The organism is Parasutterella sp. (assembly GCF_057870745.1).
On the sequence record NZ_DBMALT010000011.1, the window covers coordinates 22,691 to 43,294 of the forward strand.

Genomic DNA, 20,604 nt, shown 5'->3' on the forward strand with positions numbered 1-20,604 from the left:
TTATCAACCTACCTAGGTATTTTGCAACCTAAGATGAACTCAGGTTTTGAAATCTCAAGACTGATCAAATTCAAGGAGAGAAATATGACGTTATCCCGTAGAAATCTTCTCAAAACAGCCGGCCTGAGCTCTCTGGCCTTTATTCCCCTGAGCCAAGCTTCTGCTGCCGGTTTTGATAAAGAATATGACATCGTGATCATCGGTGCCGGCGGAGCCGGGTTAGCAGCGGCCTGCCGTGCCGGCGAATTAGGTCTTAAAGCCATCGTCCTCGAAAAAACCGGAATCATCGGCGGTTCCAGTGTTTTATGCGGCGGTCAATTTTCCACGTTCGGTACAGATTTGCAGGCAAAGAAAGGTAAAAAAGACACCGCCGAACTGTTCTTCAATGACATGATGAAGACAGGCAAAAACATGAACGATCCGAAAGTGGTTAAAGCTTTCGTCGATATGAGTAAGATTCAATATGACTTCTTAACGAAGACCTTAAATGTTCATCCAAGAGGCGTTATGGCTGCTTCCGGCATGAGCGTTCCTCGTGCCCATACCTTTAATCCTCCCGAAGTAATTAAAGCCATGACTAAGTACGCTAGAGATAAGGGTGTGGAAATTGTTCTTAACGCCTCTGCTCATCGTTTGGTCACTGACTGCACCTCTGGAAGAGTCATTGGAGTCAAAGCAACAATTAACAAGAAAAACGTTGTATTAGGCGCAAATAAAGGTGTCATTCTCGCGGCCGGCGGTTTCTCTCGGAATCCTCAGTTGCTGGCCAAGTTTAATCCGATTATGGCAAAAGCCGATGCGATTGCCGGCGCCGGTACTCAGGGCGACGGTATTCTTATGGCTCAAGCCATAGGTGCTGACACTCTTGACACAACTTACATTAAGGCCTCCTACGGCTTTAAACTTCATCCGACAATCATTCAGGACATGAGCCTTATCACCTACAGCGGTGCCATTATGATTAACAAAGAAGGCAAACGCTTTACGGATGAATCTCAGTCTTACAAACTCCAAGGCGACGCTTCATTAGCTCAGACAGACGGTTATTCTTACCAGTTATTTGATAAAAACATTCTGGACTACGATGTCAAAAACGATACTCAAGGCATCGAGATGATGACTGCTCTCACAAACGATCCTGCCGGTCAAAAATGGGTTTATTTCGGAGAAACACTGGAAGAAGCAGCTAAAAAAGCAGGTCTTGATCCTAAGGCCGTTAAAGAAACCGTTGAGAAATACAACAAGGGCATCAAAGGAGGCAATGATGAATTCGGAAGAAAATCCCTCACCAGCGGCTTCGGCAAACCCGTTCCTATTGAAAAGGGACCGTTCTACATCATGCCGACAACCGCTGCCCTGATCGGAACATATTGCGGTCTGAAGATTAACGAAAAAGCTCAGGTTATCAATGTGTTCAATGAAGTGATCCCTGCTCTTTACGCGGCCGGTGAATTAACCGGTGGCGTCCATGGCGCAGCTTATATGACCGGCACGGCTTTCGGCAAGGCGATCTGTTTTGGCCGTATCGCCGTGGATTCGATTGTCGGAAAGTAGGATTCTTAAGTTGAAAATATGAAACCGACTATCAATCGAATGATTAGTTAAGGTTTCAAAACCACCAGCCACACATCCGCCCGCTTGGGCGGATTTTTCTGAAAGATGAAGTAAGCTTTAAAGAACGGGTCTCCTACAATAAGCTTTGTTCTGCCGAGGCTGAGGGACTGTCTGGGTAACTTCGTGATGATTTTTTCTTCTTCAGAATAAGAAGCTTACAAATATCCTTAGCTAACTTGCGTGACTGGCGAAATAGGATGCTTTTGTGAAATAATTTCTCCCTGATTTAATTCTTCTTTAAAAAAATTAAGAACAGAGGATCGGAGTGTAGCTCAGTCAGGTAGAGCCGTGCGTTTGGGACGCAAAGGTCGCAAGTTCGAATCCTGCCACTCCGACCATCTTTCTTTAGTCAACCCCTATTTTTATCTTAATCTAACAATTCGAACGAGAGAACGCCAGAGAAGTATATATATTCAATCCTCTTTGGGTTCGAGGGATTCCCGCTTCAAATGAGGTAATGTTTATTTTGTTTTATTCAGTGTTATTTCTCGCACCGCAAAAATGATTCAGCAATCCATTAAAACATTTTTCAACAGAACCTTATTTTTTATAAAGAACAAGATTAATCAAGAAGTTTTTAAATCATCTAAGCAACGTTTTATCCTCAAGCATTATCAAACAATAAAAACATTTCATCTTCGTTTTTCTCTTTAAAGAAACATCGATTCATAATATTAAGGGTCATTTTTTTGACGGGAACTTAAAGCCGCAATCCTTTAATATCGTTTGAAGAACAGTACCTACAGATGTAGAGGGATTATTCTCATAGAATTTGAAACCATATTTCTGATTTGAGAGACCATTTTCTTCACAGTCCTTCAATATTAGTTCAGAATTTTCAATTGCTTGAAGAAAGTCTTGGAAAGTCAAGGCGTTTAGAATAGAACAGAAGTTATCGCGGTGTTTATACTCGCGAAAATCTTCAAATTTCTTGTTGAATATTTTATTGATTTCTACCAAATACTGTTTACGATCTGTAAATGACCTTCTTAAACATTTTTTGTGTAAAAGGAGCCAAAGTTCAAAACAAAAATTTGAATATGCTGGTCCATAATTCACTCTTTTTATACTCTTTGCTTCTTTTAATTTTTTAAATATCTCGTCTCTAGCTTTAATGTGGCAAGACGCAGGGCTTTCAAAGTCAAAAAAATGAAATATATTCTCGCCACCAAGAATAACTTCACTTTTTACCATGCTTAGAGGATTTTTCTCGACTTTAATATCAAAGGAGATTTTAAATTTCAAATCACTCTCTTCGTTGATTCTTTGTTGAAGCCATTCCAAGTACATTTTCTCTGTTTCGCCCTCTACAGAGAAATAATATTTTTTTGTCTGCTTCCTTTTATGGTTTTTCATGATGTTTCTTCTCTGTTAATCTGGATACGAGACTAGAGAAATCTACCCGGGATATTGCGCCATATCGATCAATGAAATAATTTTTCATATAATCATCAGTTTTTCTCACTCCACCCACACCACTTGTCCCAAAGTCAGACAGGGAGTAAATAGTACTACTGTTATTTTCCTCTCTATCTACGAATTTAATTTCATCCCTTCTGAAGAGATTAGCATTTAAGAAAATTGGATTATGTGTATTAAAAATCAACTGAGCTTTCTTCTTATTTATCTCTTCATTATGAAAGACGTTAATTAAGCTCATAATAGCCATCGGATGAATCGAGGCATCAAATTCGTCTATGAATAAAACCGTACCATTTTCAATCGCAGATAAAATTAAAGGAAACATATGCATGAATCTTACGGTGCCATAAGACTCATATATTTCTGAATTAATTGTTGTCCGCGCGCCCTTTAATTCTTTGACAACAGAATAAAGAACATTTTTTTCCTTGTCTGTACTTCCCTCGGTATCAAAAGAAAAAGATAAAGATTTTGATCCAATCGCTTTTGCAGCCGAACTAAGTATCTCTAATACAAGCTGATTAGTTTCAGAATTTGTGCTACCGCCAACGCGAACCTTTTCCGAATGATAAAGAATTCTAAGGTCATCCCTAAACCAAGAAAGTACTTTATTGGCAACTCCCGGACTTACAATATTTTTAAATCCATTCGATAAAAACAATTCTTGTGGATGCAACCCTTCATTTGAAAGCTGATTAATTAATTTCCTTCCTTCTTCAGTATTCATCCTGGCATTCGAAAGATTATTTTTTGCGAGTTCAATATTTCCATCTTTTCTTTCGAATAAAAGCTTCTCATTTATTTTGAGCGACTCTTGAGAGATGTGACGGTTATATGCGGTATCTAAGAATTCTCCTAGGTCCAACTTGATATCGTACTCTACCTTAAATTCTTCAGTTAAAAAAGTAATGCCGAGTGAAACGGGCCTTCTCTCAACTAACGAAGAGTTCGGGGCTAGAGGGAGGAAGGAGGAAGTTGGATTCAAGCCGTTAAAAGAGGCGCTATCCAGAATATTTCCCCTTAAAACCACGCTTCTAAGAAAATCTACTGCACAAATAATATTAGATTTTCCTGATGCATTAGGACCGTAGATTACAGAAGAACATAGGGCCTTTTGAACCTTTGAAATTCCATCTATCTTCTTTGTTAACAGACTGTACTGTAAATCCTTTTGTTTAGGGGCTGGAACCAACGAGAATACGGTAGGGTCCAGAAAGGATTTAAAGTTTTCAAGCCTAAATTCGAGAAGCATATCAACCCCACTTTTTCAGTAGAACAAATCAATAAATATCAAGAAATAAAGTGATTTCAAGTTACTGCAAAAATGCAAAATTTCCGCAACTCCTAGTTCAATAATAGCGAAAAACCTTAAAGTTGAGCATTAATTTTGCAGAATTTTTGCAAATTAGGAACAGCTTAATATCACTTTTATCATTGTTTCAAACTATAGAAAAATCGATTTATCGAGGCGAAAGACCCCACAATGACTCAGCATCAGCATTTATGGTGAGCTCTCAACCTCTCAGACAAAACATCTGAGTGAGCTATTGGAAGGATTTCATTCATTTGCAAATCAGTTACCCAAGAAACTCCTTTCTTATAAACACTTTCTCGAATGTTCTAGCTGAATGCCAACTTCTTGGTATCCGTTTTTCTATACTTCCTTTATTACCTCAATAACAAAGGAGATATTCATATGACCACACGTCGCAACTTTGTTTCAGGCTGCTTAGCTGCAAGTCTGACACCATCTTTTGCTTTTGCTGCCGCTAATGGCAATGCTTCCGATTTTGACATGAAGCAATATCTCAATGAACTCAAGGAGTTAGTATCTATTGACTCAAAATCCGGACACGTTGAAGGCGCTAACAAAATAGCTGACATCCTAGAAAAACGTTTCAAATCGATCGGATGGAAAGTGACTACAAGAGACTGCGCCGGAAGAGGCAAAGCATTAATTGCTACCAATACACCTAATCAAGATCATTACGATGTGGTGCTTTCTGTCCACTCTGATACTGTTCAGCCGGTCGGGAACGCTCAAAAGTATCCTCTGACGATTAAGGACAATATTGCTCATGGTGCCGGCGTCGCCGACGATAAAAGTTCCCTAAATGCAGTCTGGTGGATTTGCAAGAAGATCCCGCCGGAAGCCATGAAAAAACTCAACATAGCGGTAATCGTCAACCCCGGAGAAGAATCCGGATCTCCAGCCTCCCGTGCCTTCATGGATGAACAAGCCAAGAAAACCGATATTGCATTGGTTTACGAACCGGGCAGACCGGGCAACGGATTTGTGCGTTCTCGCAAAGGTTCTATGTTCTTGACGATCAATTTCCACGGAAGACCCGCTCATGCAGGAAACAATCCGCAGGACGGAAGAAATGCTATTGAAGCCATGGCGAAAGCCATTCCTGAAATCAAAGCGATTGCCTCTGAATATAAAGATGTCACTTTGAACGCTGACGTCGTCAAAGGCGGAACGACACCCAACACTATCGCTGAAGACGCAACCGTCGTATTTGATTTCCGTTTCTTCAACGATCAAACACGCGATGCCGTGTTGGACAAGATTGAAGCACTTTGCAAACGAGGTTTTGCACCTGACGTGACGTCTGAGCTGAAGTACGTTGCTAAGAGCTCTGCTCTATCGCATACAGAAAATTCTCAGAAATTAATTGAACTGGTGGATCAGGCATCCAAAGATCTGAACCAGCCTGCTCCAAAATGGATGGATGTCGGCGGCGCTTCCGACGGCAACCGTTTCTCCGGAGGCGGAGCAGCGGTTGCTTGCGCCATGGGTGTAGTCGGCGGAGATTTACATAATCCTGAAAAAGAATGGTCTGATCTCTCTACCGTCAAACCAAGAATTGAGCTCGGCAGAAAAGTTTTAGAACTCATTGCCAAGAACAAGGCTAACTAAGCGAGCACTATGTGCGTCCCCAAAAGTACGCACGAGAGCATTAAAACAGGAGCCGGTGGACCCCGAAAACTTTGGTTTCGGATCAATTCACCGGCTCTAAAAATTGGGTTTGGAGATTATTAAGAGAAATTACTTCTTCCAGCCGAAGTATTCACAAACAGTATTCCATGCGACTTCCTGGAGGAAATGGGCTGTCTTTTCTTCTACTTTCTCAATACCGTAGTATTTCAGGCCAACCGGAGAACGATGGTACATGCTGGCAAAGACAACACAGGCTTCCAGGTAGGTTCCTTCAGGGGACGGGTGTGTCTTATCGGCACGGTAAAGTTCTAACTTCGGATCTTGCTTGATCGCTTCGGCAAAAGCCAAACCAACCGGAATTACCATTGCATCGGCTTCGTTGCCGACTTTTGTTGTGGCATCTGCCAATTGCTGTGTCATTTCAGGCTTGTTCTTTCTTGCCCAAGTCATCATGATCAAAGGTTGGATGCCAAAACACTGCAGATCGTATGCATGCTGTTTTGCATACTTCTCAAAGATTTCTTTGCGCTGCGGATGGATCGGACCGGTGCTGTTGTCCTGAAGAATGACAGCCTCAAAAACCTTTTCTTTCCTGAAGTCAAACTTCTTGATTTTGCCGCCGTCGCTGTGGTCGACATAAGTAGAAGCCATTCCGGAAGGACGCACCAGTTCCCAGACATTGAACCAACCGAGGTCAGCTGCACCAATGGTCACCATACGGTTGCGTCTGACTTTGATTCCGGCAGCTTTTGCCAGACCGTTAACAGCGCCGGCAAGACCGCTCGAATAATATGTATAGGAATTGCCTACGAACATATAGCTGTGCGGGGCTTCAATGGAAGTAACCTTAGGCTTTACAGAGCACTCCAGAGATTGAGCAGCAAAAGGCAGAGAGCAAGCAACGATCAAACCGGTGAGAGCAAGGAATTTTTTCATAGTCATTTTCGATTGAGGGATTTGAGAATTTCATTTTTTCACCGACTATCGACATATCCAATGCATTCTAGGCAAAACAATTTTGCTACTTACGCAAAATGTCGGCGTGGAAATCTAATGTGAGAGTAGGACTTAATGAGAATTACTTTTTGGAGAGCTCCCAATTAAGAAGTCCTTATCTAATAACTTATTATCTTAATAAAAAAAATACCCCCTATTATCCAAAACTAGAACCAAGGTATTATTTTCTTTTTTTAGCTGCCTTCATAGACTGTAGCTGTTATTTTCCAAGGAGATAATATGAAAAGCTTTAAATTAGCTACGGTTACACTTTTAGTCGCGGCGGCAGCTTTATCAACTTCTGCCTTTGCTAAAGACGGAACCTACACTGCTCAGGAAGTAGGTAGAAACGGAGCCGTCAAAGTACAGGTCATCGTAAAGGGCAATAAGATCGAATCCGTTAAGGTTTTGGATTGGTCCGAAACGCATCCCGTTGCCGATTTAACTCAGACTCAATTGATTCCTGAAATCGTCAAATATCAGACAACAAACGTCAACAACATCTCCGGTGCAACGCTCTCCAGCTTTGCCATTAAGGCAGCAGTTAACAAGTGCCTGAAGGAAGCCGGCTTAGATGTTAAACAGTTCCAGAAGCCCGCTCCTAAACCCGCTCATTACAATGACACCGTTACTGAAGACACCAATATCGTGATTGTAGGTGCCGGAGGTGCTGGTCTTTCCGCTGCTGTTGCAGCGGCTGAATCCGGCAAGAAAGTTATTCTTCTTGAGAAGAACGGATTTGCCGGCGGAAATACTTCCGTATCCGGCGGCTGCTTCAACGTTGCCAATCGCAACCAAGACCATCTGACGATGTCTGAAGGACAGAAGAAGATTGTCGAAGGCATCATCAACCAAAAACCACTGAATCCGCTTCACGCCGAATTAATTAATAAAGTTAAAGACCAATGGACTAAATACAAAGAAAGCGGTTCAAACAAACTCTTCGATTCTCCAGAACTGCACGCTCTGCAGACATGGAAGTCAGGGGACAACCAGGCAAACCTCAACCTCGTCTACACCTTAACCAAGAACGTCTCCGGCACAATGGACCAGCTCTCCAAGATGGGCTTTGTCTGGCGGGGAAAGGCCAACCAGTTCGTCGGCGCTCTTTGGCCGAGATCAAACCGAGCCGAAAACTTCAAGTCCGGCGTCGGTTATGTTGACACCTACTTAGCCTACATCAAGGAAAAAGGACTTCCGGTCACTTTGATGCTCAACACAGCGGCTGATGACCTCATTGTTAAAGGCGGCAAAGTCATAGGTGTTCTAGCTCAAAACAAAAACGGCAGAAAATACGTCATCAACGCAAATGACGGCGTCATTCTGACAACCGGCGGTTTCAGCGCTAACGTTAAGATGCGTAACGAGTATGACGAACTTTGGGGCAAAAAACTCGGTAAGAATACTCCGACAACCAACCTTCCCTCTGCTACCGGCGACGGCATTAATTTAGCCAAGAAGGCCGGCGCTCATTTAACTCAGATGGGCTGGATCCAGTTGTTCCCTGCCGGTGATCCGAAGACTGGCGCAACAAGCTTCAAACTCGGCGAGAACTCCTGCATTTATGTAAACCGTAACGGCAAACGCTACGTGAATGAGTCCGAACGCCGCGACGTTCTTGCAAAAGCCAATCTAGCTCAGAAAGATCAGCTCTTCTTCGTGATTTCTTCCGCCAAGCGTGCTCTCGTTGATAAAGACGGCCGCAATGCTTACGGTGTGAAAGTCGAAGACATTCTTTCTTCGGGTAAATCCTTCAAAGCCGACACCCTTGAAGAACTGGCTCAAAAAGCCGGGATCAATGGTAAGAACTTAGTCGAGACTGTTAAGAAGTGGAATGAATTCTGCAAGAAAGGTACCGGTGACGAAATGGGACGTCCGACCTGTATGGATGACCATCGTCTTGACGAGGGCGGCCCCTACTACGCAACGCTTATGACTCCCTCTGTTCACCACACCATGGGCGGCGTTCAAATCAATGAAAAAGCCCAGGTTATTAATAACAGCGGCAAAGTCATCCCCGGTCTGTTTGCTGCTGGTGAAATCACCGGCGGTATCCACGGAACCAACCGCGTCGGCTGCAATGCGGTTCCTGATGCTCTGACATTCGGCAGAATCGCGGGTCTTACCGCTGCAGGTAAATAAACGGCTGAATAAAGATCGCTAGGCCAGGCGGAGTGCCTTCACGGTACTTCGCCTTTAATTTTAGCGGCTTGGCGTCCGGCAATACGTCCGAACACAATGGCATCCGCCAGTCCGTTTGCTCCAAGACGATTTTTACCGTGAACATTTCCTGTAATTGTTCCGGCCGCATATAAACCCGCGACCGGCTGATTGTTCTTGTTTAAACCCGAGTTTTTTCATCGATGGCGATACCGCCTTCAGTGTAATGGACCGTCATCCCTGCATAGCAAGCCCAGAAAGGGGGATGAGCAATCGGAAGCGTTAAGGAATGAATTTTCTTGCCCAAACGATCTTTACCCAACCTAACCCCTTCGTTGTAGTCTTCAACCGTCCGAATCAGATTATCGGCGGGAACACTCATTTTGTCGGCAAGCTCTCTAAGCGTTTCGCCTTTCCAAGCCTCCCCTCCTTCAATTGCCTTTACCGCTTCTTTCTGCACTAAGATTCCCGCCCTTCTAAACCCTTCGTCGTCGATAATGATGAATCCGTACTTTTCAGGCAGCGAGAGAACGGCGTCTCTGAACTCATCTCTGGGACTATCTTCACGGATAAACCGTTCTCCGTTTTTATTCACGAAAATGAAATGAGAGACGTCATTATGAAAACGGACACGATATTTTTTACCCGGCGGGCAACCCGGCAAACACTGAATAAATTCTAGATTGACGAGTTTTGCTCCGACTTTTTCTGCTGCCAACATGGCGAGCCCATTAGAACCGGGCGCATTGTTAGTCGTCAGCCCTTTGAGTTTCGGCGAGATCTTCTGTATTAAATCCGGATTAGCTGCAAAGCTTCCGGCCGCAAGCACCACTCCTCTGCGCGCATAAAACTGCTTATACTCATTTCCGCAATAAGCCCCGACACCAATGACTTTATTGTCTTTAGTCAATACTTCTCGAACTTCGCATTTAACCTTTAGTTCGACTCTCCGCTTTACACAAGCATCCGCCAAGGTTCGAATGTATCCTTGTCCGAGAGGCAAGACTGGAATGTGGGCTCTGGGCCAATGGGCGCCATAAAGTTCAAAAACTCGAGGCTGAAAATGCATACCTAATTTTTCCAGCCATTCGAGCGACTCCTGCGCCTCTGTCACCATTGTTCTCACCAACTTAGGATCTCCTAAACGGCCGCCGAGTTCATAAGTTTGCTGAACATGCAACTCTACAGAATCAGTAATTCCCTGTTTTTCTTGACGTTTTTTATCTACCGAGGCATAAAAGCCGCCGGAGATTAAAGTATTTCCTCCGATTTCCGGCTGACTTTCCAATAGAAGCACAGAAGCGCCGTTATCAGCAGCTTCCACGGCCGCTGATAATCCGGCCGCACCTGCTCCGACAACGATTACATCCCAAGATTTACCTTTACTGAAGATGTTTTCAATAAAACCGGCGTAGGAAGGTCCGGGAAGGATCGTTAAGAGAAAAGCGGAAAACAAGCTCCTTCTATTCATCTCCAGTAACCCTCCCGATATCGAGTAAAAATGCACTCGCATCCAAGGCTGAGCGAAGTCCGAGCTTATGCATCCGCATTACCTCGATGGATTTTGACGGTTTGCTCAGCAATATTTAGCTCATTAGCGATCTGTTTATTAAGCTTGCCTGTAGCGACTTCCCGAAGCACCTCTTTTTCTCTATCCGTCAGGCGTTCAAATTTATTGATTTTTTCTTGAATAAGTGCTTTCGACAACCGTAATTCCTTGTTCTGTTGCAGATGAACTTTAACCACTTCAAGAAGCTTTTCAGGCTTAGCCGGTTTTTGAAGAAAATCTACTGCGCCGTTTTTTAGAGCCATTACAGCTGCATCCACCGTCCCGTGACCCGTTAAAAATATAATCGGCAGATCGCTGCCTTTCTCCAGCAAACAACGTTGGAGCTGAAGACCGCTCATTTCCAGCATTCGGAGATCCAGAATAATACAGCCCGGAACGGTCAAATCATCTTTAGCTAAAAATTCTTCTGCTGAGGAATAGGCAGCAGCAGGAATTCCTGCAAGCTTGAAAATAAAAAGCTCTGAGTTTCTAACCGTTTCTTCGTCATCCACGATTCTTACTAGGGCTTCCACTCTAAATCTCCTTATTAGCTTTAGGCAAATGGAGCGTCACGATCAAGCCTTTGGAATTATTCGGCTTAAAGGTTAATTTGCCTCCATGGTTTTCTGCGATAAGACGGCAGATTGAAAGTCCCAAACCTAAGCCGTCTGAAAGGCTCTTGGCGGGATGCGAAAGCCGACTTAATAATTTATCTGAAATCACTTGACCATGATCAGATACACTTAACAGCCATTCGTTTGCTTCTTCCGACAATTGGACGCTTATTAACTTTTCTCGGCTGTCCTTGCTGGCTGCAGCGGCATTTTTGAGCAGGTTCACAATCAGCAATTCAAGTTCAAGAGCGTCGGCAAGAGCATCAGCTTTACCGGGAGCTTTTACCTCGACATCTATTCCTGAAGATAGAGACGATCTTCTAAATGAAACCAACGCCCGATCTACTATCTCGGATAAGTTTTCTTGCTTAACTTCGTGATGCTGCCGTTTTGCGTAGGTTCTGACTCTTTGAATGATTTTTGAAAGTCGATCTGCCTGCGTTGAAATTTCTAACAGCGCTTCCTGCACTAATGGATCTTCGCGTTTTCCTTTCAAATAAAGCTTTAGGCCGTCGGCATAATTAATTAGAGACGCGATCGGCTGATGGGCTTCGTGAGCAAACATCGCAGACAGTTCACTCACAACGCCAGCTTTTTCTAACTGGAAGAGATTTTCTCTGCTCTCGCGAGCCTCTTTTTCGGCTTTGTCTTTTTCCTTCAGTGCAATAGTCAGATCTCGGGTTCTGATGCTGACGATTCTTCTCACGGAAGCCGTATAAAGAAGAATTAAGATCAATAGAGTAGCGAAGCCATATAAATAATGACGGTATCGTTTTGCAAATCCTATGAATCCGGTTTCTTTTAAGTACTCATAGGGTCCGATTTCCAGAGAACGGTATAAAGAGGAAACCGGCGTAAAGTCGCTGGCAAAGCCCCAACTGTCTCCTCCTCTCGTCCGATCCATGGTAAGCAGTCCCACTGACACTGTCTTAACTAAATTCGAGTCTGCTTTAGGCAAGGAAGCAAAGACAACATCCGGATATAAGTCTGTGGACACTTTGCATGAAATTAAAGAGTCATTCTTAGGGTTTAGTACTCTTAGGGCTCCTTTTGCTATTGTCCCTTCCCTCTCGAATTGCTCCAGATCACAAGTCTTGAGTATCCCAACGTCAACCTGCTTATTGAGCACCATAGAGGCGACGTCCGGTATCCCATAACCCGTATAGGTAATAACTGAAAACAATCTTTTAGGATCTAAGTTTTGAAGAAGTAGTTCTCCTAGCGCAATAATCCAGCCATCGAAGGAATTTGAGTCCGTCGCAGCAACGGAAACCCTAACCAAATCGGAAAGAGTATTAAACCGAGAATCGTTTGCACGAACCACAAATACAGAGCCTACAGATTTAGAAGGATCTTTGGCTCCTTGCGGATGGCGTGTTGCAATATGGCGCGCGCCGGCAGATTCTGCCACATAGGCAAAGAATCCACTCGGAGCAATAAAGAAATCGAGTTCTCCTGCTTTAATCGCCTTTTGCAGGTTCTCGAACGACAACTCGACGGACTTGATTTCATATTGAGGAATCACCTTTCTCAAATGTTCCATCGTTGGCCCGAAGGTTTGAACATAAAACCAGGGGTCAATCGTATCTAAGATGCCAATAGTGATCGTCTTAGACCACACAGAAGTCGCACAAGCTGCGCCAAGGGCAATCAAGAATAAGAGTTTAGAAATTGACCTAAACACAACTTATCTCTCAAGGGGTTAAAAATTGAATCTCACTGAAAATAAAAGAATGAAGAATCAGGTCAGACAATATTTAACTGCTTCAGACTGTCTTGAATTCCACTAATCGACGAGTCGGAATTCGCTGAGCCCGGATCGTCTTGTATCCGAAACACATCGCACTAAAACATTCCTCGTCTTCTTTAATCCCCAAAAGCTCTCGAACTTCCCTGCTTCTTTTTGCGGCAGCGGTTGCATAACCGGCAAAACAGCAACCGATATTCATCGTTTCTGCTGCAAGATTGAAGTAAGTCAGATTAATCCCGCTCTCGACGCCGCCCCACACAGCAGTCTTGGGTCCAACACTAAAGACAACGGAAGGCGCATTGCGGAGAATCGGATCTTGTCCGGCACGATAACGCTCTAGGATGGAATCGATTTTGCTTGCATAACGTTTGCCGTAAACCGGATCGGTTCGACAGTCCCCGTCGAACCACTGTGCGATTAATTCCAAGAATTTTTTAGTCGTTTCCGGCTTTGTGATGATTAAACGCAAAAAACGGTTATTTCCACCCGAGGGCGCATACCCGACCACTTCAAGAATCTTTTCGAGATCGGATTGCTTCACCGGCTGAGAGGAAAAACTCCTATATGAACGTCTTTGTTTGAGGGCCTGAATAATTGTTTTTGAGGCTGAAGAAGAAGGCATTGATGTCTTCTCTAGATCGGCAGCCAAAATACCGTTGTGAATAGCGGCCCCTACCGGACAATATGCTGTGCATTGTCCACAGTCGTTGCAAAGATGCTCCCGTCCTTCGATCATTTTTGGACGACCATTATCAAGAATTAACAGGCGCTTCGGACAGACAAGAATACAGGTTCCGCAGCCGATGCAGTTATCAGAACTCGTTGTGCAATGAGATGGCATGATGTTCTCGCTTGGGTTGAGTTTGGTTTTTCTTCTATGAGTGAAATTTTCTCATCAATTAGGCCAGGAATTCGGTTTTCGACCCGGCGTTTGAACCAACGGGATAAGTGTTTTATGGCCCGAGTATCTGTGAAAGAAAAAATGGCTCCCGCGGCATGTAGCCGACCGGAAGCCATTAACAGGAGTAAACCTAAAGATAATCAATTAGATCTTAGAACTCGTGGCACAGACCCATAAAGAAAGATCTTGTGTTGACGCGTTCTACGGTGTGTTTCCATACCTTCTTGGATAACTTGGTGTTCTCAGATTTGCCGTGGATATATCCAACCGCGCCATAGGCATAGGTTCTCTTAGAGAGCGGATATTTGTAGCCTAACATTGCCTGATAGACATCCGCCTTGGAATCTTGGTAATCCCGCTTGGCATGTGCATAGCCGAGAGTACCGTTCAATTCGCCGCCGAATAATTTGATTTTCGTTCCGAGTGTGACAGCATTGGTGTCGTAACCTTCAGCTGCTTTGCTGTCTTTGGCGTCGTATTTCGCAGCAGCAATTGCATCTGCGTCACCCTGACGAGGTGTCTTAATGTTCTGACCAAACTGATATCCTAAATACATGCGTACATCGCCGAAGTCGTAGGTACCACCGATGTTGTAGGTTCTTTGGTCCTTCAGATTTTTACCGGCAGCAACTCCGGCATCTGTTTTGACGGCAGAGTCGTTATAGAACAGGTTATCGAATGCGGCGATCAATCTTAAGTTCTTGTATCGATAAGTTGCGCCTAAAGCGATGTAACGATTCTTCTGTGAGGAAACGACATCGTCATCGTCGATACCGTTTGAGTATTGGGCGTAAAGCTTAAAACCACTGAGTTCAGGCGACTCGTATTTGACCATGTTATTTACACGAGCTGCGACGTTACCGGCAAAGACTTTGGTCAATGCACCTTCTTTCCAGGTGATTCCAAACGGACTCATTCCTCCAACGATACCGCCGTGGGTACCTGCGGTCAGAGCACCTGTGCGGCCGAGTTCAAAAGCACCGAACGGAGTGGCTACACCCATGTAACTGTCACGATAAAAAGCGGAGTCTGCGTCTTTTGCGTCGCCGTTATCACTTTCAAAACCTTGTTCCAGCCGGAAATAGACTTTGTATCCGTTGCCGAGGTTTTCCTGACCTTCAAGGCCGAAGCGAGAACCCTTAGTGATACCGGAAGCCATTTCAACAATGGTTTTGCCATTAGAAGCATGATGAGCGTAGACACCTGTGTCCAATACACCGTAGAGTGTTACGTTTGAAGCTGGTTCTGCTGCAAACGCAAGGCTGCCGCTGAAGGCACAAAGAACAAGAGCCGTTGTTTTAGAAAGTTTCATCTGAATTCTCCTTGGTTAGTCATCTGAGATTTCAGATCATTCTGATGACGGCCATTTCTAAACGACAGGCAAAATTCAAAAGACTATTTTGCTTTTTATGCAAAGTCGTTATACCGGCTGAGGTGTAATCCAGTCTGTATAAGCAGAAACAAACAAATATTAGAAAATGTATTTTATTAATTATTCTTTAATTCAAAGAGATAGTTGTATTTTGCAGATCATGCAAGGACGTTGTGCAAGTAGTGTTTTATGGCGCGAAAATATCGGTCAGACCTGCATTATGAGCATGATTGAATGCTCCAATTCCTTATATTTCCAACGAACAAATTAGACAAAAGCCATTTCGCAATCAACTTTGATGCATTCTCAACATGGAAGAACCGCAGCTTAAACTTGGTGTCTTGGTTTCAACGACTATTGACCTATCTCCATGGCGGCTAGGAAGATCTTCGAAAAAAAAAGGAGCCCGAAGGCTCTAAAAACTTCTCTAGTTTTATGAAATTCACCCCAATGCTATTTCAATAAGACAAGAAGAAACTTTGATCTTCTCTTGGCCTTTTCTTTTTCCAGCTTCTGCAAAAAGTCTATTTCTTCAGCCAAGAGATGATCTGAATAACTAAGGAACTACATAACGGGACATCCGATCGGCTTCATTTCTCGATACTGTTCAACCTTAACCGGAATACCGGACCGACAAAATGCGCCGGCATAGTAGTCATTCAGCGCTTTAACTGCGCCCGGCCGAGTCGGATCCACAGGAATCAGTCGGTTAATGGCGGTTCCGCCTCCTCTCCTTCTCGCCACAGGCAGTGATTTGCCGTCAACTTCTCTAACCTCGGCACCGCCGGCCCAGTGACCGTAGGCATGAGGCACACAAACCGTCATTTCGGCAACACCGTCGTCGCAAGCCAGTACGCCTTCAGCAGTGACGCCGTCCGGACTTGTTAACACCACGCGTTCCTTGTCTTTGAGGCCAAACTGCTGGGCCGTATTCTTGTTCATGTAAATGAAGTTCTGCGGAGAGACTTGATTGCAGTGGTCAAAGAACCCGGAATAATTAGATCTGAGGATCGGTTTATAAGTAGATAAGACCAACGGATATTGATCTTTGTCCCAATGCTTTTCCCACTGATCGCCGTTGAAGAACTTCGGCTTCTCATAGACCGGAATACCGGGATAGGCTTCCCCGCTGAAGCAATGCTTCTGAGCTGCGATAGCAGGATTAAAGATCTGAAGGAATTTTCCGCCGCCGTTGGCTAAGAAGTCGCCGTTGTATTTATCCGATTTTTCATAGTAGCCGCCGCGGGAAAGCAGCGCTTCAACTTGTGCGCATTGTTCCGCTGTAAGCACGGGTTCCAAGGGCTTCATTGCCCGCGGCAGAGCCGCTAATTCGCGGTCGGAATCCGTTACTTCGGGCAAATGTTCGCACTGGGTGGCAACATTGCTCAAATAATAGGCATACCAGTCGTCGAATCGTTTCAGCGGAGCCTTTGACCCGTCTTTTCTTGCGACGGCTTGTTCTCCGAATCCCGGAAGATTTAATTTTTTTGCCACATCAAAAATAAATTCTTCCATGCAGATATGGCGGCCGTCTGCAGTTAAAGCGGTTCTCGGCGTGACAACTGGGACTCCGGCTACGACACACTGGTCAAAATTGCCCCATGTTCTGTCGCAGCCGTATTCTTCAAACATGACGCGATCCGGAATAATGTAGTCAGCATTCCTGTTGGTTTCGTTGACATAAGCATCAATCGCCACAAACAGCGGAAGTTTCTTGACGTCACGAAGGGCCTGTTCAGCCTCACAGGGCAGAGAACTGGCGCTGTAAACGGGATTGCTGCGCCAGTTAATCAGAGCCTTGGCCTGATAAGGTTCCTCGTTAGCAATCGTAAGCAGAACTTCAGCGGCATTGAGACCGGTATAGTCGGATGCCAAAGGATGGTAGACATGTTTGGCCGGATACGGATTTTCCTTGTTCTTCACGTGCTCGGCATACTCGGTGGAGCTTTCATAAGGATAGTTCCTGCAAACACTCACTACCCCGTCTTGAGATACTCCGCCTTCGACATTTTCCAGGTCATAGTTGCCGCTGAACCCCATGAAGGCTCCGTTGCCGTAAGCGGCACCGCCCTTTCTGTCATGAGAGCCGGCCAAAGTATTCAAAATACAAATCAGCCAAGAACTCATCACGGAATCCCAGCCGTTATTGCCGGTATTGGATACTGCAACCACTTTTGTTCCGTGAGACGTAAATTCTTTAGCCACCGCTTCAATGGTTTCGACCGGAACGCCGCAAACATTAGAAAGATATTTCAGGGAATGTTCGTTCGCGTTTTCTTTCAAAACCTGCAAGGCAGATTTGTAGCGAATATTTTTAGGCGCAGCATTTGTGAATACTCTGTCCACATAGAGTTCTGCCGGACCGCTCTTGGAGGCAGCCTGAAGAACGCCCTCGGAGTAAACCACGCCGTCACCCTTCTCACCGAGTCCGAATTCAGAAGCATCCGCCAATGTATTCGTCTCTGTATTGATGAGATAGGCAGCATTGGACCAGTTGATTTCGCCGATCTTTTTAGCTGCAGTTTCGTTCGGCGCGCTCAGGAATTTTTGATTTTCTTTGCCGGAATTCAGAATGACCTGAATCAAAGCAAGCAGGAACGCCGTATCCTCACCGGGACGAATAGGTACCCACTGAGCACCGGTTCCGTTCGTCACGTTGCTTCTTAGGATGGGATCTACGCAGACGTACTTAGCATTACGGTTTACTCGCGCTTTGCTTAAGCCCGAACCTGTTCTGTTGATACTGGAGCCGGAGCAGCCGGGCGCTGTTCCGATAAAAATCGCATACTCGAAATTATCCCAGTCCACGTCGCACATCCCTGCTCCGATCTCTGGAGCAAGACCCATGGCGTAACCGACGCCGACAGGAGCACCGCAGTATCCGTGTTTGGTTGTCACATTCACCGTTCCGAAGCCTTGACGCATAAATCTGCCGTAAAGGCTGCCGCGCATCGTATCTTCTTCGTTAAAGGTCGCAAACAGTTGATTGCTTTTAACTCCGAACTCAGAAACTCCGGGTACCACCGGCGTTTTTATGTCACGAATCGCACGCAGACCTTGAACCTGCCCTTCACCGAACAGGTTTCCGCCTTCAACGATTTCCTGCAGAGCCTGTTCATAAGGAATGGTGATCCAGCGATCTTCACCTCGTTTGCCGGCGCGTTTTAAGACTTTTAGAACACGGTAAGGATCATCGACGGAATCAAGACCGCTGGCACCTTTACCGCAGGAGGTCGCTCTAAAGATTTTGCCGTCCTTCCCGAGATAAAGCGCTTGATAGGCTTCCGCAACCGTTGTCTTCAGAGGAAGCGGCGCGCCTCCGGTCACAACTTCGCAATAAGGATTGCCGGCGAGTCGGGTAATTTTGTCGGTGGCTTCATCCACGCGATAACGTAATCCGCACATATTGTTGCAGGTAAAGCAGCGTGTGAAGCCCACTCTGACGCTCGGCTGCAGGGCAACACCGGCTCGGTTGACTTTCAGTTCGGGTGCAGCGTGGTTGCCGAAATGGTTTGCATTTTTTGTCATCGTTCTCTCCCCTTAGCGCTGCCAGTTTTTGAAATCAGCCTGCAGCCACTTCTTATCTTCAAAGTTCTCCGGCAAACCGATGTAGAAAATGTTCGGTTTTGTGCCTGCGGACTCAAGCAGCACATAAGGCTTATTGTTTTTAATCAGTTGATAGACTTCGCTGTTTTCGTCATTCAAATCGCCGAAAGTACGGGCGCCGCCGATACAGCTTTCTACACAAACCGGCAGCAGGCCTTCGTCCAGTCGATGGATGCAGAAGTTGCATTTTTCAGGCGGATTCTTGTGTGCCGGATCCGGCTTTCTGGCCCCATATGCGCAGGCCTTGGTGCAGTTCATGCAGTGAATACATTTGTCGTAGTCAATTACCACGATGCCGTCTTCCGGACGCTTGTAGGTCGCCTTGACCGGACAGGCCTTAACGCAGGTCGGATTCTCACAGTGGTTGCACTGATTCGGCAGCGCGATCATGGCTACGGCGTCGTCATTCTTTAAAGAGAGCTGGTTCACGACCGTGCGTTCGCGACCCGGTTCTGTTTGGTTTTCAATGCTGCAGTTGACCGTACAAGACAAGCAGCCCGTACACTTTCTGACGTCAAAAACCATGGCGTAATGCTTACCCGGGGTTTTGGCAAGCACAACTTGCGGGGAGACTGCCGTGAAAGCCGTGCCTGAGGCAATGAGTTTTAGTAATGTTCTTCTGTCTAACATTGTTTTAATCCTAGAGATTCTTTAGTTCGGCTCCGCTTAGGGGAGCGGAGCCGAAGAGGCTTTCTACTTGTTCTGACCCTGAATCTTGGCGTACCAGAGGTTATGGTTTTGTTTCGCCCAGTTTTCGTCACACTTGCCGCTCAGCATGTTTTCCATGCCGCCTTCGCTCATGACGGCGCCCATGTAGATATGAACTACAGAGAAGGCTCCGAGAATGATGGCGCTGCAGATGTGAATGATGAGAGCCAGGAGTGCACCGTTCTTAGACAGAGTTCCGAAAAGACCCGGGAACAGCAGGAGCAAGCCGGTCACCACCAAAGCCAAACCGAAGATCGTGAAGGTCCAGAAGAAGGCTTTCTCACCGGCGTTAGCAAAACCGGCATCCGGGTGCTTGGGTTTGCCGCCGAGATTGATGTATCCGCCGAGCGCAAGGAACCATTTGCCGTCACCGCTTTCGGGAAGCTGATTTCTGCTCCACTTCACCATGAGGATAACCGCTGCAATGATGAATGGAATAGCAAAGATGTTATGGAACAAAACGCTGGCGTAAACCAAGCTGTGGAAATGGGCCGGCGTCATCATGGGAGCCAGCCAAACTTTACCAGCGCCGATCACAAAACCGGACAAAATCAGGATGATGCACGGGACGGCTGCACACCAGTGAAGAACCACGTCGCCCACGGACCAGCGTTGAATCAGCTTGCCGGAAAATCCGTCGGAAAGTTTTGCGCGGCCGTTGATCAAGACGAACACCGCAAAAAGAACAGCGACGGCGATGATAGAAGCGAAGATTAAGTTTGAGATCATCTCCGCAGACTGCAGGAAGCCGAGATAGCCGGAAGAGACTGAGTTCGGATCATACGTCGACATGAGCAAACCTGCGTTGTCGGTATAACCCAAATACTGAGGAATATCTCTTTGAATCTGGTGTTCCACGACCGGAGACCAAAATTCAGGCTGCTTGACTGCTGTCTCTTGGGCAAACGCCGTTGAGGAGATAACGGAGACAAGTGAGAGTAAAAATTTATTCATGATAATTTCCCTTG

Annotated in this window: 14 protein-coding genes, 1 tRNA gene and 1 pseudogene; 4 read left to right on the forward strand and 12 right to left on the reverse strand. The window is 45.5% G+C overall.

What is annotated here, in order from left to right; genetic code table 11:
- The first annotated feature begins 84 nt into the window (after nucleotides 1-84).
- Both ACZND6_RS04545 and ACZND6_RS04550 read left to right on the forward strand, forming a co-directional pair.
- Complete coding sequence (locus ACZND6_RS04545) at nucleotides 85-1,554, forward strand: FAD-dependent oxidoreductase (protein ID WP_300874507.1); 1,470 nt, start codon at nucleotides 85-87, stop codon at nucleotides 1,552-1,554.
- A 321-nt stretch (nucleotides 1,555-1,875) separates the two neighbouring features.
- Nucleotides 1,876-1,952, forward strand: a tRNA-Pro gene (locus tag ACZND6_RS04550).
- A 343-nt stretch (nucleotides 1,953-2,295) separates the two neighbouring features.
- Here ACZND6_RS04550 and ACZND6_RS04555 read toward each other — a convergent pair.
- Together ACZND6_RS04555 and ACZND6_RS04560 are read right to left on the reverse strand one after the other, a co-directional pair.
- Nucleotides 2,296-2,970: an RloB family protein gene (locus ACZND6_RS04555; RefSeq protein WP_300874510.1), complete on the reverse strand. Its 675-nt coding sequence runs from the start codon at nucleotides 2,968-2,970 to the stop codon at nucleotides 2,296-2,298.
- Entirely contained in the window at nucleotides 2,957-4,288 is a 1,332-nt protein-coding gene (locus ACZND6_RS04560) for an AAA family ATPase (protein WP_300874513.1), read from the reverse strand. The genes ACZND6_RS04555 and ACZND6_RS04560 overlap by 14 nt, the downstream gene beginning before the upstream one ends.
- A 444-nt stretch (nucleotides 4,289-4,732) precedes the next feature.
- On the opposite strand from ACZND6_RS04560, the gene ACZND6_RS04565 reads away from it, so the two are divergent.
- Complete coding sequence (locus tag ACZND6_RS04565; protein ID WP_489524418.1) at nucleotides 4,733-5,959, forward strand: M20/M25/M40 family metallo-hydrolase; 1,227 nt, start codon at nucleotides 4,733-4,735, stop codon at nucleotides 5,957-5,959.
- A 129-nt stretch (nucleotides 5,960-6,088) separates the two neighbouring features.
- On the opposite strand, the gene ACZND6_RS04570 is transcribed toward ACZND6_RS04565, so the two are convergent.
- On the reverse strand, nucleotides 6,089-6,916 hold the full coding sequence (locus ACZND6_RS04570; RefSeq protein ID WP_418572702.1) for a hypothetical protein: 828 nt from the start codon (nucleotides 6,914-6,916) through the stop codon (nucleotides 6,089-6,091).
- Nucleotides 6,917-7,216: 300 nt separating this feature from the next.
- Here ACZND6_RS04570 and ACZND6_RS04575 point away from each other — a divergent pair, with 300 nt between their 5' ends.
- Entirely contained in the window at nucleotides 7,217-9,118 is a 1,902-nt protein-coding gene (locus ACZND6_RS04575; protein ID WP_279175434.1) for a flavocytochrome c, read from the forward strand.
- 38 nt (nucleotides 9,119-9,156) lie between these two features.
- Here ACZND6_RS04575 and ACZND6_RS04580 read toward each other — a convergent pair.
- The 9 genes and pseudogenes from ACZND6_RS04580 to ACZND6_RS04620 form a co-directional block, all read right to left on the reverse strand.
- A pseudogene (locus tag ACZND6_RS04580) lies at nucleotides 9,157-9,276 on the reverse strand (hypothetical protein); the annotation flags it as partial.
- Nucleotides 9,277-9,317: 41 nt separating this feature from the next.
- Nucleotides 9,318-10,607, reverse strand: a complete 1,290-nt coding sequence (locus tag ACZND6_RS04585) for an FAD-dependent oxidoreductase (RefSeq protein WP_489524419.1) — start codon at nucleotides 10,605-10,607, stop codon at nucleotides 9,318-9,320.
- Nucleotides 10,608-10,672: 65 nt separating this feature from the next.
- Complete coding sequence (locus ACZND6_RS04590) at nucleotides 10,673-11,197, reverse strand: response regulator transcription factor (protein WP_489524420.1); 525 nt, start codon at nucleotides 11,195-11,197, stop codon at nucleotides 10,673-10,675.
- Nucleotides 11,198-11,219: 22 nt separating this feature from the next.
- Nucleotides 11,220-12,983, reverse strand: coding sequence for a sensor histidine kinase (locus ACZND6_RS04595; protein ID WP_489524421.1), 1,764 nt, complete (start codon nucleotides 12,981-12,983; stop codon nucleotides 11,220-11,222).
- An 82-nt stretch (nucleotides 12,984-13,065) separates the two neighbouring features.
- Nucleotides 13,066-13,890 carry a nitroreductase family protein gene (locus ACZND6_RS04600; RefSeq protein ID WP_021868563.1) on the reverse strand — a complete coding sequence of 275 codons (825 nt, stop codon included), beginning with the start codon at nucleotides 13,888-13,890 and terminating at the stop codon, nucleotides 13,066-13,068.
- Nucleotides 13,891-14,101: 211 nt separating this feature from the next.
- Nucleotides 14,102-15,262 (reverse strand): porin, encoded by a 1,161-nt coding sequence (locus tag ACZND6_RS04605; RefSeq protein WP_489524422.1) that lies wholly within the window; start codon nucleotides 15,260-15,262, stop codon nucleotides 14,102-14,104.
- A 624-nt stretch (nucleotides 15,263-15,886) separates the two neighbouring features.
- Nucleotides 15,887-18,850 carry a molybdopterin dinucleotide binding domain-containing protein gene (locus tag ACZND6_RS04610; protein ID WP_370747847.1) on the reverse strand — a complete coding sequence of 988 codons (2,964 nt, stop codon included), beginning with the start codon at nucleotides 18,848-18,850 and terminating at the stop codon, nucleotides 15,887-15,889.
- A 12-nt stretch (nucleotides 18,851-18,862) separates the two neighbouring features.
- Nucleotides 18,863-19,558, reverse strand: coding sequence for a 4Fe-4S dicluster domain-containing protein (locus tag ACZND6_RS04615; RefSeq protein WP_300874540.1), 696 nt, complete (start codon nucleotides 19,556-19,558; stop codon nucleotides 18,863-18,865).
- Nucleotides 19,559-19,621: 63 nt separating this feature from the next.
- Nucleotides 19,622-20,590 (reverse strand): formate dehydrogenase subunit gamma, encoded by a 969-nt coding sequence (locus ACZND6_RS04620; RefSeq protein ID WP_278661000.1) that lies wholly within the window; start codon nucleotides 20,588-20,590, stop codon nucleotides 19,622-19,624.
- Between the last annotated feature and the right edge of the window lie 14 nt (nucleotides 20,591-20,604).

Coding starts and splice junctions, on each gene's coding strand:
- ACZND6_RS04545 (WP_300874507.1), top strand. CDS start 85: ATGACGTTATCCCGTAGAAATCTTCTCAAAACAGCCGGCCTGAGCTCT.
- ACZND6_RS04555 (WP_300874510.1), bottom strand. CDS start 2,970: ATGAAAAACCATAAAAGGAAGCAGACAAAAAAATATTATTTCTCTGTA.
- ACZND6_RS04560 (WP_300874513.1), bottom strand. CDS start 4,288: ATGCTTCTCGAATTTAGGCTTGAAAACTTTAAATCCTTTCTGGACCCT.
- ACZND6_RS04565 (WP_489524418.1), top strand. CDS start 4,733: ATGACCACACGTCGCAACTTTGTTTCAGGCTGCTTAGCTGCAAGTCTG.
- ACZND6_RS04570 (WP_418572702.1), bottom strand. CDS start 6,916: ATGAAAAAATTCCTTGCTCTCACCGGTTTGATCGTTGCTTGCTCTCTG.
- ACZND6_RS04575 (WP_279175434.1), top strand. CDS start 7,217: ATGAAAAGCTTTAAATTAGCTACGGTTACACTTTTAGTCGCGGCGGCA.
- ACZND6_RS04585 (WP_489524419.1), bottom strand. CDS start 10,607: ATGAATAGAAGGAGCTTGTTTTCCGCTTTTCTCTTAACGATCCTTCCC.
- ACZND6_RS04600 (WP_021868563.1), bottom strand. CDS start 13,890: ATGCCATCTCATTGCACAACGAGTTCTGATAACTGCATCGGCTGCGGA.
- ACZND6_RS04605 (WP_489524422.1), bottom strand. CDS start 15,262: ATGAAACTTTCTAAAACAACGGCTCTTGTTCTTTGTGCCTTCAGCGGC.
- ACZND6_RS04610 (WP_370747847.1), bottom strand. CDS start 18,850: ATGACAAAAAATGCAAACCATTTCGGCAACCACGCTGCACCCGAACTG.
- ACZND6_RS04615 (WP_300874540.1), bottom strand. CDS start 19,558: ATGTTAGACAGAAGAACATTACTAAAACTCATTGCCTCAGGCACGGCT.
- ACZND6_RS04620 (WP_278661000.1), bottom strand. CDS start 20,590: ATGAATAAATTTTTACTCTCACTTGTCTCCGTTATCTCCTCAACGGCG.